The 14,292-nt window shown below is 64.4% G+C and carries 16 protein-coding genes; 7 read left to right on the forward strand and 9 right to left on the reverse strand.

Translation table 11 applies throughout. The annotated features are described in order from the left end of the window. Positions 1 to 46 precede the first annotated feature (46 nt). Positions 47 to 1,171 (forward strand): AI-2E family transporter, encoded by a 1,125-nt coding sequence (locus ACLFLU_RS24450; protein WP_426407401.1) that lies wholly within the window; start codon positions 47 to 49, stop codon positions 1,169 to 1,171. A gap of 6 nt (positions 1,172 to 1,177) precedes the next feature. On the opposite strand, the gene ACLFLU_RS24455 is transcribed toward ACLFLU_RS24450, so the two are convergent. From ACLFLU_RS24455 to ACLFLU_RS24480, 6 genes are all read right to left on the reverse strand, one after another. Continuing rightward, positions 1,178 to 1,474: an antibiotic biosynthesis monooxygenase family protein gene (locus ACLFLU_RS24455; RefSeq protein ID WP_035673823.1), complete on the reverse strand. Its 297-nt coding sequence runs from the start codon at positions 1,472 to 1,474 to the stop codon at positions 1,178 to 1,180. A 98-nt stretch (positions 1,475 to 1,572) separates the two neighbouring features. After that, positions 1,573 to 1,809, reverse strand: a complete 237-nt coding sequence (locus ACLFLU_RS24460; RefSeq protein ID WP_426407402.1) for a hypothetical protein — start codon at positions 1,807 to 1,809, stop codon at positions 1,573 to 1,575. 57 nt (positions 1,810 to 1,866) lie between these two features. Beyond that, positions 1,867 to 3,087, reverse strand: a complete 1,221-nt coding sequence (locus ACLFLU_RS24465; RefSeq protein ID WP_426407403.1) for a diguanylate cyclase — start codon at positions 3,085 to 3,087, stop codon at positions 1,867 to 1,869. Between the two features lie 229 nt (positions 3,088 to 3,316). Then, complete coding sequence (rpsI, locus tag ACLFLU_RS24470) at positions 3,317 to 3,796, reverse strand: 30S ribosomal protein S9 (protein ID WP_007611021.1); 480 nt, start codon at positions 3,794 to 3,796, stop codon at positions 3,317 to 3,319. 2 nt (positions 3,797 to 3,798) lie between these two features. Beyond that, positions 3,799 to 4,263, reverse strand: coding sequence for a 50S ribosomal protein L13 (gene rplM, locus ACLFLU_RS24475; RefSeq protein WP_008137961.1), 465 nt, complete (start codon positions 4,261 to 4,263; stop codon positions 3,799 to 3,801). Positions 4,264 to 4,421: 158 nt separating this feature from the next. Then, entirely contained in the window at positions 4,422 to 4,850 is a 429-nt protein-coding gene (locus ACLFLU_RS24480) for a PaaI family thioesterase (protein ID WP_426407404.1), read from the reverse strand. A gap of 86 nt (positions 4,851 to 4,936) precedes the next feature. On the opposite strand from ACLFLU_RS24480, the gene ACLFLU_RS24485 reads away from it, so the two are divergent. From ACLFLU_RS24485 to ACLFLU_RS24500, 4 genes are all read left to right on the forward strand, one after another. Next, a complete protein-coding gene (locus ACLFLU_RS24485; protein WP_426407405.1) occupies positions 4,937 to 5,761 on the forward strand; it encodes an enoyl-CoA hydratase in 825 nt (274 codons plus the stop codon). A gap of 19 nt (positions 5,762 to 5,780) precedes the next feature. Next, the gene (locus tag ACLFLU_RS24490) at positions 5,781 to 6,365 is read left to right on the forward strand and encodes a CoA-binding protein (RefSeq protein ID WP_426407406.1); all 585 of its coding nucleotides are present in this window, start codon (positions 5,781 to 5,783) and stop codon (positions 6,363 to 6,365) included. 138 nt (positions 6,366 to 6,503) lie between these two features. Continuing rightward, entirely contained in the window at positions 6,504 to 7,784 is a 1,281-nt protein-coding gene (locus tag ACLFLU_RS24495; protein ID WP_426407407.1) for an O-acetylhomoserine aminocarboxypropyltransferase, read from the forward strand. A 120-nt stretch (positions 7,785 to 7,904) separates the two neighbouring features. Further along, on the forward strand, positions 7,905 to 8,231 hold the full coding sequence (locus tag ACLFLU_RS24500) for a hypothetical protein (protein WP_426407408.1): 327 nt from the start codon (positions 7,905 to 7,907) through the stop codon (positions 8,229 to 8,231). Here the strand turns inward: ACLFLU_RS24500 and ACLFLU_RS24505 are convergent, their stop codons facing one another. Then, positions 8,232 to 9,314: a COX15/CtaA family protein gene (locus ACLFLU_RS24505; RefSeq protein WP_426407409.1), complete on the reverse strand. Its 1,083-nt coding sequence runs from the start codon at positions 9,312 to 9,314 to the stop codon at positions 8,232 to 8,234. 96 nt (positions 9,315 to 9,410) lie between these two features. On the opposite strand from ACLFLU_RS24505, the gene ACLFLU_RS24510 reads away from it, so the two are divergent. Continuing rightward, on the forward strand, positions 9,411 to 9,632 hold the full coding sequence (locus ACLFLU_RS24510) for a DUF2842 domain-containing protein (protein WP_045003154.1): 222 nt from the start codon (positions 9,411 to 9,413) through the stop codon (positions 9,630 to 9,632). On the opposite strand, the gene ACLFLU_RS24515 is transcribed toward ACLFLU_RS24510, so the two are convergent. After that, positions 9,622 to 10,665 carry a polysaccharide deacetylase family protein gene (locus tag ACLFLU_RS24515; RefSeq protein ID WP_426407410.1) on the reverse strand — a complete coding sequence of 348 codons (1,044 nt, stop codon included), beginning with the start codon at positions 10,663 to 10,665 and terminating at the stop codon, positions 9,622 to 9,624. The genes ACLFLU_RS24510 and ACLFLU_RS24515 overlap by 11 nt on opposite strands. Before the next feature lie 129 nt (positions 10,666 to 10,794). On the opposite strand from ACLFLU_RS24515, the gene ACLFLU_RS24520 reads away from it, so the two are divergent. Continuing rightward, on the forward strand, positions 10,795 to 11,976 hold the full coding sequence (locus ACLFLU_RS24520) for a GNAT family N-acetyltransferase (protein WP_426407411.1): 1,182 nt from the start codon (positions 10,795 to 10,797) through the stop codon (positions 11,974 to 11,976). Positions 11,977 to 11,997: 21 nt separating this feature from the next. Here ACLFLU_RS24520 and ACLFLU_RS24525 read toward each other — a convergent pair whose 3' ends face one another. Then, positions 11,998 to 14,253: a GumC family protein gene (locus ACLFLU_RS24525; protein WP_426407412.1), complete on the reverse strand. Its 2,256-nt coding sequence runs from the start codon at positions 14,251 to 14,253 to the stop codon at positions 11,998 to 12,000. Between the last annotated feature and the right edge of the window lie 39 nt (positions 14,254 to 14,292).

The raw sequence follows: 14,292 nt of genomic DNA on the forward strand, positions 1-14,292 counted from the left end.
CAGATTTCACGAAACAGTGCTTCCCCCGCTCCGAAAAGGACAAGATGTGACCGTCTCCAGAGATGAACAGCCCAAAGCCCGCTCCGATCTGGCCTGGGCCATTACTGTCGGCGGCATTGGGGTCGTGCTGTTCACGGCAATGCTGGTCTTCACCTGGTACTTTGCCGCCACCCTGCTCCTGATCTTCACCGGCATGCTGCTCGGCGTCGGCCTCAACGCGCTGACCAATGCGCTCGGCCGCCGTGTGCACCTGCCGCACGCGGTGCGGCTTGCGATCGTCTGTAGCGTGCTTGCGGCGCTGCTCGCAGGCGTCGCCTATCTCGGCGGCGCGACCATCGCCGAGCAGGCATCACTGCTCAGCAACACCATCAAATCGCAGATTGCACACCTCAAATCCTTCCTCGACAACCGCGGCATCGACACCAGCTTCTTCGATCTGGGCAGCGCCGCGCCCGCCTCTTCCACCAGCGACACGGCCTCGACACCTGCCCCGCACGCCGCATTGCCGAACGCAGGCGCGCTTGCTTCCAGCGGCGGGGCGATCGTGAGCCAGACCTTCAAGCTGCTGTTCGGCGCGATCAGCGCCGTCGGCAACATCTTCATCGTGCTGTTCCTGGGGCTGGCCTTCGCGGCGCAACCTAGCGCCTATCACGACGGTCTGCTGTTCCTCACACCAGCCAAGCACCGCATCCGCGCGACCCTCATCATCGACCGCATCGGCGAGACGCTGGAGCGCTGGCTGATCGCGCAGATCATCGTGATGATTGCGGTTGGAATCGTGACCTGGATCGGACTTGCAATCATCGGCATCCCCGGCTCATTCATCCTGGGGATTCAGGCCGGCCTGCTCGCCTTCATCCCGACCGTCGGCGCCATCATCGCCGGCGTTGTCGTGGTGCTGGCCAGCCTCGCCTCGGGCTGGATCCCGGCGCTATCGGCGCTGATCCTGTTCCTCGGCGTGCATGCGATGGAGAGCTATGTGCTGACGCCGATTCTCCAGCGCCAGGCGCTGGACATCCCGCCGGCCACGCTGTTCGCGTTCCAGATCCTGCTCGGCGTCGTCTTCGGAATCTGGGGCCTGGCGCTGGCGCTGCCACTCGTCGCCATCGCCAAGGTCATGATCGATCACTTCAAGACGTATGACACGCCGCCTCTCGCTGAGGCGGCCTGACCTCGCTCAGGTCGTCAGCACGGTCTCGGTGTGCTCGACTTCCGGAGGCGAGGCAAAATACTGGCCGACGAGGCCGCGCCATTCCGTGAAATTCTCGGAGCCGCGGAAATCCACGGTGTGATTCTCCAGCGTCGCCCACTTCACCATCAGCCGGTAGCGCTGCGGCTTCTCGATCGACTTGTGCAACTCAAACCCGTGAAAGCCCTTGGAGCGGCCGAAGGCGGCCTTGGCCTTGGCAACGGCGGCCTCAAAGTCCTTCTCGCTGCCCGGCTTGACGTCGATTTGCGCGATCTCGGTGATCATCGGTTTCCACCCTTTGTTTGATGGCCGTGTCTACCGCAGCCGGGAGCAAAGAAAAAGGCGCCGAAACGGCGCCCTGCCCGGCCGAAAATGCGGCGCTCTCAGGCGAACAGCAGCGCGGTGCCTGCAACGACGAGCCCACAACCGAGGAACAGCGCGACCGGCCAATAGCTGCGGCTCTGCGTGTAACGCCCCTGGGCGCGGCGCTCGGCAATCAGCGCGGTCTCGTATTCGTCCGCGGTCGAGAACAGACAGGCGAAGCCGCCGCGTGCCGAGGCCGCAGCGGCTTCGAGCGACATCAGGGCAGCCTGCGGATTCTGTCGACGGATCGATTCCATGACCGCAATGGTAGGAACCGAATGGTAAACAGAGGATTACTGCGCGACCCTTTCGTTTCAGGTCGTGGCCGGCAGTGTCTTGGGTGTACCGATCCGCGCTGCGCTCTGGCGGCGCCAGTTCTCCAGCGACAATGGCAGCTCCGCCGCGGCCTCGACACGGTTACGGCCGCCGCGCTTGGCCTGGTAGAGCGCGGTGTCGGCCGAGGCCAGCAGCACCTCGAGCTCGGTGCCGGCGGGGCCGCCGGCTACACCGATGCTGACGGTGGTGTCGACCGGACCTTCATCGACCACGACGCCGGAGGTCTCGAACGCCTCGCGCACGCGCTCGGCGACGAGCACACCCTCCTCCAGCGCGCAGGGCAGCAGAGCGGCGAACTCCTCGCCGCCGATGCGGCCCGACAGGTCCGAGAGGCGTAGATTGTTGACGACCACCGTCGAGAACAGCTTCAGCATCTCGTCGCCGGCGGGATGGCCGAAGCGATCGTTGATCGACTTGAAATGGTCGATGTCGAAGATCATCACGGTGACGGGCCGGCCGCCCTTGGCCTCGCGCTCGATCATGCGCGCGCAGGCTTCCGAGAAGCCACGGCGGTTGAGCATGCCGGTCAGCGGATCGGTCGACGCGGCGGTGCGGTGCGCAGTCACCGTGCGCTCGGACACCAGCATGAAGATCACGAACACGGTGCCGACGGCATAGAGCACGAGCTCGACCGCGAACACGGTGACCCAGACGCTGTGGGAGAAGCCGGCATCGTTCGGGCGCAGGAAGCTGCCGAGCAAAATCGGCAGCATCAGCACGCAGCCGTGCATCACCGGCACGACAAAGGCCGGCCATCGCCGTTGCAGGCTCTTGCGCCGCTCGACCCAGAGCTCGCTCGCGGTCAGCGCCGCATAGACCGAGACGATGCCGGCGCCGATGATCATGCGCAGCATGGACGCTGCCGGATCGAGCAGCGTCACCGTCGCGACCCAGGCGAGCGCGCCGAGCACGAGGCCGGGCCAGTTCGGCTTACGGCCGTGGAAGACGCGCGCTGCATTCCACACCATGCCGCAGGCGACGAAGCCGACCGCGTTGAGCGCGAGAGAGAGGTACGGGCCGAGCTTGTCGCCGGTCGCGGTCCACAGCGCGACGGAGGCCGCGCCGAGGAGGTACGCCGTGCCCCACCATTTCAGCGCGGGGCTGTTCTCCTGTCTGCCAAAAAATACCATCATGGCGCCGAGCAGTGCGGCGACCATCGTGGCGACCAAATAGAGCGTGATGCTATCGAGCGACATCATGTCGGCCCCCTCTTGAACATAGCAGTTACGCGATCGGCACATCCGATTTGCGCGCCCTTCCAGATGCGACGCTATGTCCCGCGAGTTCCATTCAGGTTTTCACGCGAGCCCAAGTTTTCGGGAAACTCGTCTTCAATTTGCGTACAAACGAACAACAAAAAGGGCGCTGAAATCAGCGCCCTTTTGCATTTCATTGAAGCCGCTTTCGCGGCGAATGTGACCGAAGCGATTAACGCTTCGAGAACTGGAAGGACCGGCGGGCCTTGGCCTTGCCGTACTTCTTACGCTCGACCACGCGGGAGTCGCGGGTGAGGAAGCCGCCCTTCTTGAGGACAGTGCGCAGCTCGGGCTCGAAATAGGTGAGCGCCTTGGAGATGCCGTGACGCACAGCACCGGCCTGACCGGACAGACCGCCGCCGGCGACGGTGCAGATCACGTCGTACTGGCCGGAACGCGCGGCCACGGAGAACGGCTGCTCGATCATCATGCGCAGCACGGGACGGGCGAAATAGACCTCGACCTCGCGCGAGTTGACCGTGACCTTGCCGGCACCCGGCTTGATCCAGACGCGGGCGACCGCGTCCTTGCGCTTGCCGGTGGCGTAAGCGCGGTTGAACTTGTCGACCTTCTTCTCGTGCTTGGGCGCATCGGGCGCCGCCGCGGTCTTGAGCTGCGAGAGCTGGTCGAGCGACTGAATGGATTCGGCCATGATTATGCGGCCCTCGTGTTCTTGCGGTTCAACTTGGCGATGTCGATCTTCTCGGGCGTCTGGGCCTCGTGCGGATGATCAGCGCCGCCATAGACGCGGAGGTTGCCCATCTGGACGCGACCGAGCGGACCACGCGGGATCATGCGCTCGACGGCCTTCTCAAGCACGCGCTCGGGATGCTTGCCTTCAAGGATCTGGCGCGCGGTGCGCTCCTTGACGTGGCCGACATAGCCGGTGTGCTTGTAGTAGGTCTTCTGCTCGCGCTTGCGACCGGTGAGGACCGCATGCTGGGCGTTGATGATGATGACGTTGTCGCCGCAATCAACGTGCGGGGTGTAGGTCGGGAGGTGCTTGCCGCGCAGGCGCATGGCGACGATGGTGGCGAGACGGCCGACGACCAGACCCTTGGCGTCGATCAGCACCCACTTCTTCGTCACCTCGGCCGGCTTTGCCGAAAAGGTTTTCATGTCAGAGTTTCCGTGGACGGGGAATAGCGGCGCGAACACCGCACCGGACTGCGCGGGTTTCTAGAGAAGAGACGCGCAACGGTCAATGCCCGGCGGCGCAAATTATATAAACAAAATCAGTATCTTAAAAATATGGTTCTATATTACCTGCGAAAAGGTCAAACATTTGGAATGGAATAGGTCGAGGTGACATGGGCGATGGGATCGGGCGAAGTCCCGGACAGCAGGTTCACCTCCCCGACCGCCAGACGCTTGCCGAGCTTAAGCAAGCGCGCCTCCGCCAGCACGTCCTGCCCCGGCTGGCCCTTGCGCAGGAAATTGATGTTGAGATTGGTGGTCACCGCAAGTCCGATGGGTCCGATGGCCGAGAGGAGCACGACGTACATGGCGAAATCGGCCAGCGCCATCAGCGTCGGGCCGGACACGGTTCCACCCGGCCGCAGCATCCGTTCGCTGAAGCGCTGGCGCAAAAGGCAGGTCTGGCCGTCCGCGCTCTCGATCGTGATGTCGTCGCCGCCGAACGCCTGGGGAAACTCGTCACGGAGAAACTGCTCGACCTCCGCCACGTTCATTTTCGCTAACGCCATGCTGTTCCACACCCTCGCTTCACGTGACCTGTTACATTAAGTTATCTGCATCATCCAATTGCAATAATCCAACCGGAAACGCCTTGATGTCCACCCAGGCCGCACGAGCCTCCTCCCCGCAACCGCCAATTCTGCTGCGCGAAATGGTCGGCCCGATCGCGGTGCTGACCCTGAACCGGCCGGCCGCACGCAACAGCCTGTCGGTGGCGGTGATCGCAAGCCTGCATGCCGCGCTCGAAGAAATCAGCAGCGACAAGTCCGTTCGCGGTGTCGTGCTTGCGGCCAACGGTCCCGCCTTCTCGGCAGGGCACGACATGAAAGAGCTGACCGCGCGCCGCGCCGATCCCGATCGCGGCCGCGCCTTCTTCGCCGAGACGATGAATGCCTGCAGCGCGATGATGCAGGCGATCGTGCACCTGCCGAAGCCGGTGGTCGCTTCGGTCCAGGGCATCGCGACCGCGGCCGGCTGCCAACTCGTGGCGAGCTGCGACCTTGCGATCGCCTCGGACGCGGCGAGCTTCGCTACACCCGGCGTCGACATCGGCCTGTTCTGCTCGACGCCGATGGTGGCGCTGTCGCGCAATGTGCCGCGCAAGCAGGCGATGGAGATGCTGCTCACCGGCGAGCCGGTCCCGGCTGTGCGCGCCCGCGAGATCGGCCTCGTCAATCGCGTGGTCGCCGCCGGCACTGAGCGCGACGCCGCGATCGCGCTTGCACAACAGGTCGCGCTGAAATCCGCCTACACCGTCAAGCTCGGCAAGGAGGCGTTCTATCGCCAGGCCGAGATGAGCCTTGCCGACGCCTATCGCTATGCGGCAGAGGTGATGACCGAGAACATGATGGCCCGCGACGCCGAGGAAGGCATCGGCGCCTTCATCGAGAAGCGCACGCCGACATGGCGGGATGAGTGACAACAAGAAAAGACGCCAGATGAACCACGACGCCTATCCCGACAATTACATCCGCAGCATCCTCAACAGCGTGAAGTCGATCGCGATGGTCGGCGCATCGCCGGTCAACGTGCGGCCGAGCTATTTCGCGTTCAAATATCTGGCGCAGCGCGGCTACGACATGATCCCGGTCAATCCCGGCCATGTCGGCAAGGACCTGCTCGGAAAGCCCTTCGTCGCCTCGCTCCGCGACATCGGCCGGCCCGTTGACATGATCGACATCTTTCGCAACTCCAGCCACATCATGCCCGTCGTTGAGGAAGCCCTCGCACTCGATCCGCTGCCGAAGGTGATCTGGATGCAGCTTGGCGCGCGTGACGATGCGGCGGCGGAAAAGGCCGAGGCCGCGGGCATTAAGGTCGTGATGAACCGCTGCCCCAAGATCGAATATGGCCGGTTGTCGTCGGAGATCTCCTGGATGGGCGTCAATTCGCGCACGCTCAGTTCGAAGCGCCCGCCGGCACCGACGCAAGGCATGCGTCTGTCCCTCAATCGGATGAGTGTCGGCGGCGGCGACACGGCTGCTTCCGATCGCGCTGCCAAAAACAAGACCGAGCAAAGCTGACGCATTTGCGAGGGATTCGTTTCGCGAACGCGACAATGCGTAGCACGATCGTTGCGATGTGAAGCGGCGGCTTGACGGCAGCCGCGACGCCGATCAGCATGCCGCGCGATTTCAGGCCACAAGAACAGGACGCCCTCAATGAGCGATCGCCTTCCGGGATTTTCGACCCTCGCCGTGCATGCCGGTGCACAGCCCGATCCCACCACCGGTGCGCGCGCGACTCCGATTTACCAGACGACGTCGTTTGTCTTCAACGATGCCGACCACGCCGCCTCGCTGTTCGGCCTGCAGGCGTTCGGCAACATTTACACCCGCATCGGCAACCCCACCAATGCGGTGCTGGAAGAGCGCGTCGCCGCGCTCGAGGGCGGCACCGCCGCGCTCGCAGTCGCCTCCGGCCATGCCGCACAGGTCGTGGTGCTGCAACAGCTGATGCAACCCGGCGACGAGTTCATCGCCGCGCGAAAGCTCTATGGCGGCTCGATCAACCAGTTCGCGCACGCGTTCAAGAGTTTTGGCTGGAACGTGGTGTGGGCCGATCCCGATGACGTCGCAAGCTTCGAGCGCGCGGTGACGCCGCGCACGAAGGCGATCTTCATCGAGTCCATCGCCAATCCCGCCGGCAGCATCACCGATATCGAGGCGATCTCGACGGTGGCGCGCAAGGCCGGCGTGCCCTTGATCGTCGATAACACGCTGGCCTCGCCCTATCTGATCCGCCCGATCGACCACGGCGCCGACATCGTGGTGCATTCGCTGACGAAGTTCCTTGGCGGCCACGGCAATTCACTGGGCGGCATCATCGTCGATGCCGGCACCTTCGATTGGTCGACTGGCGGAAAATATCCGATGCTCTCGGAGCCGCGGCCGGAATATCACGGCATCCGTCTCCAGGAGACGTTTGGCAATTTCGCCTTCGCCATCGCCTGCCGCGTTCTGGGCTTGCGCGACCTCGGGCCTGCCCTGTCGCCGTTCAATGCCTTCATGATCCTCACCGGCATCGAGACGCTGCCGCTGCGCATGCAGAAACACTGCGACAACGCCAAGGCCGTCGCCGAATTCCTGACAGGCCATCCCGCGGTGTCCTCGGTGAGCTATGCGGGCCTGGCAAGCGACAAGTACAACCAGCTCGCGCGCAAATACGCGCCGAAGGGCGCGGGCGCCGTGTTCACCTTCAGCCTCAAGGGCGGCTATGATGCCGGCGTCAATTTGGTGTCGAAATTGCAGCTGTTCTCGCATCTGGCCAATGTCGGCGACACTCGATCGCTCGTCATCCATCCGGCCTCGACCACGCACAGCCAGCTCGACGACGCCGCCAAGATCAAGTCCGGCGCAGGCCCCGACGTGGTTCGGCTCTCGATCGGCATCGAGGACAAGGAAGATTTGATCGCCGACCTGGAGCAAGCGCTGAGCGCGTAGTTTTTTCAAGCCGTCCCGGAGCGCGTGAAAAGCGCGCCCGGAACGGCTTCGGTTAACAGTCACTAACTATATCTGCTGCATATATCGTCCTTGGATCGCCCCTTTGATTCGGAGCCGACGATGCTGCGCTGGATGGTGCCTGCCCTGGCATTGATGCTGACGCTCTCAAGTGCGCTGGCCGCCGATCTGCCGGCCTCGCCGAAGCGGCGGGAACCGCCAAAGGTCTATGTCGAGACCGATCCGGATGCGCTGATCTCGCCCGCCTATGGCATCGGCAGCTACATCCGCAATCTGCCGGGCACCCCGCTGCTGCCTGGCTCGCATACGCTGCCGGGCTACTACGGTCGACCCTGGGACTACGACTATCAGGGCGCGTATTACGGCGGGAAGCAGGTCGATTATTTCTGGCGCCTGCCCTACTCCTGCGGCATCTACGGCTATTGCTGATCAGCCGGGCTGACCAGCCGCCACCGCGCGCGGCTGCATCTCAGTCGATTGCCGCGACGCCAGCCGTTCCGCCTGCATCACCGCAAGCGTGAGCACCACGATCGCAACCGCCTGGTGCGAGAGTGCGAGATCGATCGGCACCTGGTTGAGCAGCGTGAGGATGCCGAGGACGGCTTGCAGACTCACGGCCGCGAGCAGCCAGAGCGCGCCGCTCGCCGCCGATCCTGCGCGTGAACGCACCGCGTCGAACGCATGCAGCGCCGCCAGCGTGAACAGCAGATAGGCCGTCATGCGGTGCTCGAACTGCACCGTCAGCACATTGTCAAACATGTTGCGCCACCAGGGCGTCTCGAACCACAGCCGTTCCGCAGACGGAATGAAGGCGCCATCGATCTGCGGCCAGGTGTTGTAGGCGCGTCCGGCGCGCAGGCCCGCGACCAGCGCACCGAAATAGATCTGGATGAAGGTCACGATCACCAGCACCGCGGTCGTGAACCGCAGCCGCGCGGGAACGGCAAGCTGCGGCCGATCGGCGAGCCGCCGCACCGTCCAGACGATGCCGGCGAAGATCAGCAGCGCCAGCACCAGATGCGTCGCCAGCCGATATTGCGACACCTCGACACGCTCGGACAGTCCCGATGCCACCATCCACCAGCCGACCGCACCCTGGAGGCCGCCGAGCCCGAACAGCAGCCACAGCCGCCGCTTCAACTCAGCGGACAGACCGCCGCGCCACAGGAAGAACAGGAACGGCAACAGATAGGCGCCCCCGATGAAGCGGCCGAGCAGCCTATGGCTCCATTCCCACCAGAAAATCTGCTTGAACTCGGACAGCGACATCCCCGCGTTGAGCTCGCGATATTGCGGGATCTTCTTGTAGGCCTCGAAAGCGTCGGTCCATTGCGCCTCCGACAGCGGCGGAACGCTGCCGGTGACGGGCTTCCACTCGACGATCGAGAGACCGGATTCCGTCAGCCGTGTCGCACCGCCGACCAGCACCATCAGTGCGATCAGGGCGGCCACGGAGATCAGCCACCAGCGCACGGCGCGATGCGGGTTGGTCGTGGCGGAAATCGTCGTCATTTCAGGGGCTAAAACCAAAGCTTGAACCGGACTGCGTGCCCCTTATAGTCCCCCGCTCCCGCAGTTCAAGTTACGCGAAAGCCGCAATATTCCGCCATGACGATCCGCACCCGCAAGTTCCTCGGCGCCATCCTGCTTCTCGTGCTGGCTACGGTCTGGGCCTTGCTCGGCATGGCGGCGGCGCAGATGCCGTGGATCGCCGAGTCCGGCTGGCGGCAGGCGATCTACTATGTGGTGGTCGGCATGGGCTGGGTGCTGCCGGCGATGCCGATCGTGAGCTGGATGCAGCGGCCGGACCGCGCCAAATCTAGCTCGTAAACGTGCCCGTCGGTTTCACCGGCGCAAAGGCAACGCCGGACACCAGCACGCGCATCATGCGCAGCGAGCGTACCCGTCCGTCCCAGGAAATCCGCGGCAGCGCACGCAGATTGGTGCGCCCTTCTGCGTCCACAATGCCCGGGATTGTCGATACCGCGCTGGCGAAGCCAGCCTCCTCCGCCATCACGACATGGCTGCGCCGAAACGAGGCGCGGTCGCCGAACGGAAACGCCAGATGCCGGATCTCGCGGCGGAAGGACGCTTCGGCCACCGCCTTGCCCATGGTCATCTCGCGCAGTGCGGCTGCGTCCTTCATGTTGGCGAGGACGGGATAGTTCACGGCCGCGCTGCCGATCGTGACTCTCGGATCGGCAGCTAACCTGGCCAGATCCTCCCAATCCATCGACGCCTGACGCGAGAGTGCGGCGAGATCGATCCGGTAGCGCGTGCAGAGATCGGCGATCGCCGCCGATACATCTGCTGGCGCCAGCGAGCGTAGCCAATTCTCGAGATGCGAAAACAGCGCCTGCTTCTCGGCATTGCCTGTCACGGTGAAGCGCTGCTCCTTGTCGCCCATCATCAGGCTGACGCGGCTCTCGCGCGCGATCACCTGCTCGAGCCCGAGCCACCACGCCTCGCCGACGCCATCGGGAAAGGCGGTGGGAACGTAGAGCGTGAACGGCACGGCGTGGCGCACCAGCACCGGATAGGCGAAGCTGATAAGGTCCTTGGCCGCACCGTCGAAGGTGAGCGCCACGAAGCGCCGCTTCTCCGGCAGCGTCACCGCGCGCCGGCAGACCTCGTCCATGCCGAGAAAATCATAATTCCAGCGCTTCAGCGCGCGAATGGCGCGATCGAGAAATTGCGGCGTGATCTCGTTTTGACGCAGCGGCTGGAACGCGCCGCTCCGCCGCGGTCGCACGCGCTCGAAGCGCAGAATTGCGCCTGCGCCACGGCTGCGCAACGAGGGCTGGCCGGTGAACCAGGCCAGTTCGAGCCGCAACCGCTCCAGCCATCTGTCGTCGGATGCCAATATCCCACCTTCGCGTTCGCCGGCGGCCTGTTCCCTCAGCCATAGTCATTACCCTTTGTTGACATTTATTTGCAAAGGTCGGCCACAGGCCGAAATACATATTTTTCGTTTTCTCGACAGGTTTCGCGGATGACCATGGCTGCGGCGATGCAAAGCCGGACGGCAGAATCGCCAGCGCGGTCGAAAGCGAGCCGTATCGCGCATGTCGACCTCATCAGCGATATTGCAGAAGCTGAGGCGGTCTGGCGCGCCCTCGAGGAGCCCGGTCATCTCTTCACGCCCTATCAGCGGTTCGATCTCCTGGGCTCATGGGCGCGATCGGCCGGGGAACGCGAAGGCGCCCGTCCCTTCGTCGTGATCGCCCGCGATGCCGAACAGACCCCGCTCGCGCTGCTTCCGCTCGCGCTGCGCCAAGGCCACGGTGTGCGCACGGCCTGCTTCATGGGCGGCAAGCACACGACGTTCAACATGGGGCTGTGGAACGCCGAGTTCGCAGCACAGGCTGTTACCGCCGATCTCGACGTGCTGTTCGCGCCCTTACATGACCAGGTCGACGTTCTCTCGCTGACGCAGCAGCCGAAGCGCTGGCATGATCAGCAGAATCCGTTCGCGCTGCTGCCGCGGCAGAGCGCGATCAATGGCTGCCCACTGCTGGCGATGGAGCCCGGTGGCCCGCCTGCATCCCGGATCAGCAACTCCTTCCGCCGCCGGCTGAAGAGCAAGGAGAAGAAACTCCAGGCGCTCGCCGGCTATCGCTACCACCTTGCCACGACGGACGCGGACGTCACCCGCCTGCTCGACTGGTTCTTCCGCGTCAAGCCGGTACGGATGGCGGAGCAGAAGCTCCCGAACGTCTTCGCCGAACCGGGTGTCGAACAATTCATCCGCAGCGCCTGCCTCGCGCCGCGCGGCGAAGGCCGTGTCATCGACATCCATGCGCTCGAATGCGACGACGAGGTGATTGCGATCTTCGCCGGCGTCGCCGACGGCCAGCGCTTCTCGACGATGTTCAACACCTACACGATGTCGGAGCACGCCCGCTACAGCCCGGGCCTGATCCTGATGCGCTACATCATCGACCGCTATGCCGAACGCGGCTATCGCTCTCTCGACCTCGGCATCGGCACGGACGAGTACAAGCGCATGTTCTGCAAGGACGACGAGGACATTTTTGACAGCTTCGTGCCCCTAACCTCGCGCGGCAAGCTCGCGGCGATGGCGATGTCCTCACTCAACCACGGCAAGCGCCTGGTGAAACAGAACCAGATGCTGTTCGACCTGGCGCGACGGCTACGGCAAGCGTTCGGCTAGGCGCCGGAGCGCTCCCTCGCCTTACGCCGCCACCACGCGCGGCGACGTCTCACCGGCATCCGACGGCTGCACTGGCCGGCTCAGCATTGTCACTTCGCTGAAGCCGACGGCCTTGAGCTGCTCGCACATCAGCGCGCGTGCATCCGGCTCCATCGACGCATCAGGCACCACGACGGCGCGGGCATTCGCCGTCAACAGATCTGCAGGCAAGTCTTCGGCACTGCCGGCGTCGACGAGCACGTAATCGTAAGCGCGCAGCAAGGCATCGATCGCGAGCGTCACCCGCGGCGATTGGAGCAGGCCGCGGTCGAAGCCGGGACGACCGGCCATGACCAGGTGCAACCGCGAGAGCTTATCGCGCGTGATGACCTGCGCAAACGAGGCCTGCCCCTGCATCAGTTCGGCCAGACCGGACGCCGCCGGATCGACGGACACCGCGGCAATCGTCGGTGACGACGCGGCGAGATCGACCACGACGACGCGCGCGTCGCGCGCGAGATGGCGGGCGAGCGTCAACGTCGACAGCGTGATGGCATCGCCCGATGCGGTGCCGAGCACAGTGACCTTCTTCGCGGCCGAGCCCGCAGAGCGCAAGCTTTCGGCCAGTTCCCCGATCTCGACGAATTCGTTGACGTCAGCGTCGGACGTCATCGTTGGCTGCAGTGGTGCAGCCTCCTCTTCAACCACAGGATCGACGACCGGCTCATGGCGCGCCGCCACCGCCGCTGGCACGAGCGAGGCAATGGCGCGCGGCGCTGTCTGGCGCAGAAGCTCGCCGGTGACGACGAGGCCGGACGAGAGCAGCAACGTCGCCAGCGTCGCGATCAGCACGATCGGCAGCTTCTTCGGATAGGCCGGCGTGTTGGAAACGATGGCGCGCGAGATGATGCGGCCTTCCGCCGGCGCGGAATCGATGCTCTCGCGGGTGCTGGCCTCGCGATATTTGCCAAGGTAGGTCTCGAGCAAGTCGCGTTGCGCCTTGGCCTCGCGCTCGAGCGCACGCAACTGGACATCCTGACCGTTGGTCGAGGTCGCCTGCTTCTTGAGCTGCTCGAGGCTGGTGGTCAGGCCGTCGACCCGGCCGCCGGCGATCCGCGCATCGCTCTCGAGCGAGCGCGAGATCTTGGCCGCCTCGTCGCGGATCTGATTGTCGAGGTCGCCGAGCTGCGCCTTCAATTCTTTGATGCGCGGGTGATTGCCGAGCAGCGTCGATGACTGTTCGGCGAGTTGCGCCCGCAGCGTCACGCGCTGCTCGGACAGGCGCCGCATCAACTCTGAGTTCACGACTTCGGATGCCTCGATGGGCTTGCCGCTCTGCAGCATCTCCTTGATCAACCTAGCCCGAGATTCTGCGTCAGCCCTCATGGCGCGCGCATTGTTGAGCTGGGTGTTGACCTCGCCCATCTGCTGGTTCGACAGCGTGGTGTTGTTGGTGCCAACGAACAGCGACGATTTGGAACGGAAGTCCTCGACCTTGGCTTCGGCGTCGGAGACCTTCTTGCGCAAATTTTCGATCTCGCCCGAGAGCCACTGGCTGGCGTTGCGGGCCTGATCCTGACGCGCATTCTGCTGCAGCACGAGATAGCCGTCGGCGATCGAATTGGCGACGCGCACCGCCAGCTCGGGATCCTGCGACTGGAATTCGACCACGATCACGCGCGACTTGTCGACGGCGTAGGCCTGGAGGCGATCGTAATAGGCATCGAGCACGCGCTCTTCCGGCGTCATCGAGAACGGATCGCGGCCGATACCGACCATCGCCGCCAGCGATTTCAGCGGCGACACGCCTTGCAGCACCGGATCGAATTCGGGGCGCTCCGCCAGCTTGTTCTTCTTGATGATCTCACGCGCGAGGTCGCGCGACAGCACGAGCTGCACCTGGCTGGTGACGGCCTCGGGGTCGAGTGCCTGCCGCTCCTCGGTGCTGCGGTCGCTGCTCGGCCGCAGGAAGACGTTCTCGCGACCGTCGATCAGGATGCGCGATTCGGATTTGTAGCGTGGCGTGATGAGATTGACGACGGCGGCGGACGCAACGAGTGCCAGCACCGTCGGCACGATGATCCAGCCGCGCTTGCGCACGAGCGCGCCGCCAAGCGCGTGCAGATCGACGTCACCGGATTCGGCTGGTGCTGGCTGCGCAACAACCGGCGCGGGCCTGGCTTCAACTCTGGGCTTGGCCTCAGGCTTAGTCTCAGACTTGGCTTCGTGCTTGGCCTTCGAAACGGCCCGCTCGATGACGGCCTTGTCCTTGCCGGCACGCCAGAACGCTAAACGCATCGAACACTCCCGCAGGGCAACGCCACTCGCGTACCTCAA

It is taken from the genome of Bradyrhizobium ganzhouense (assembly GCF_049949285.1).
Classification (GTDB): domain Bacteria; phylum Pseudomonadota; class Alphaproteobacteria; order Rhizobiales; family Xanthobacteraceae; genus Bradyrhizobium; species Bradyrhizobium ganzhouense.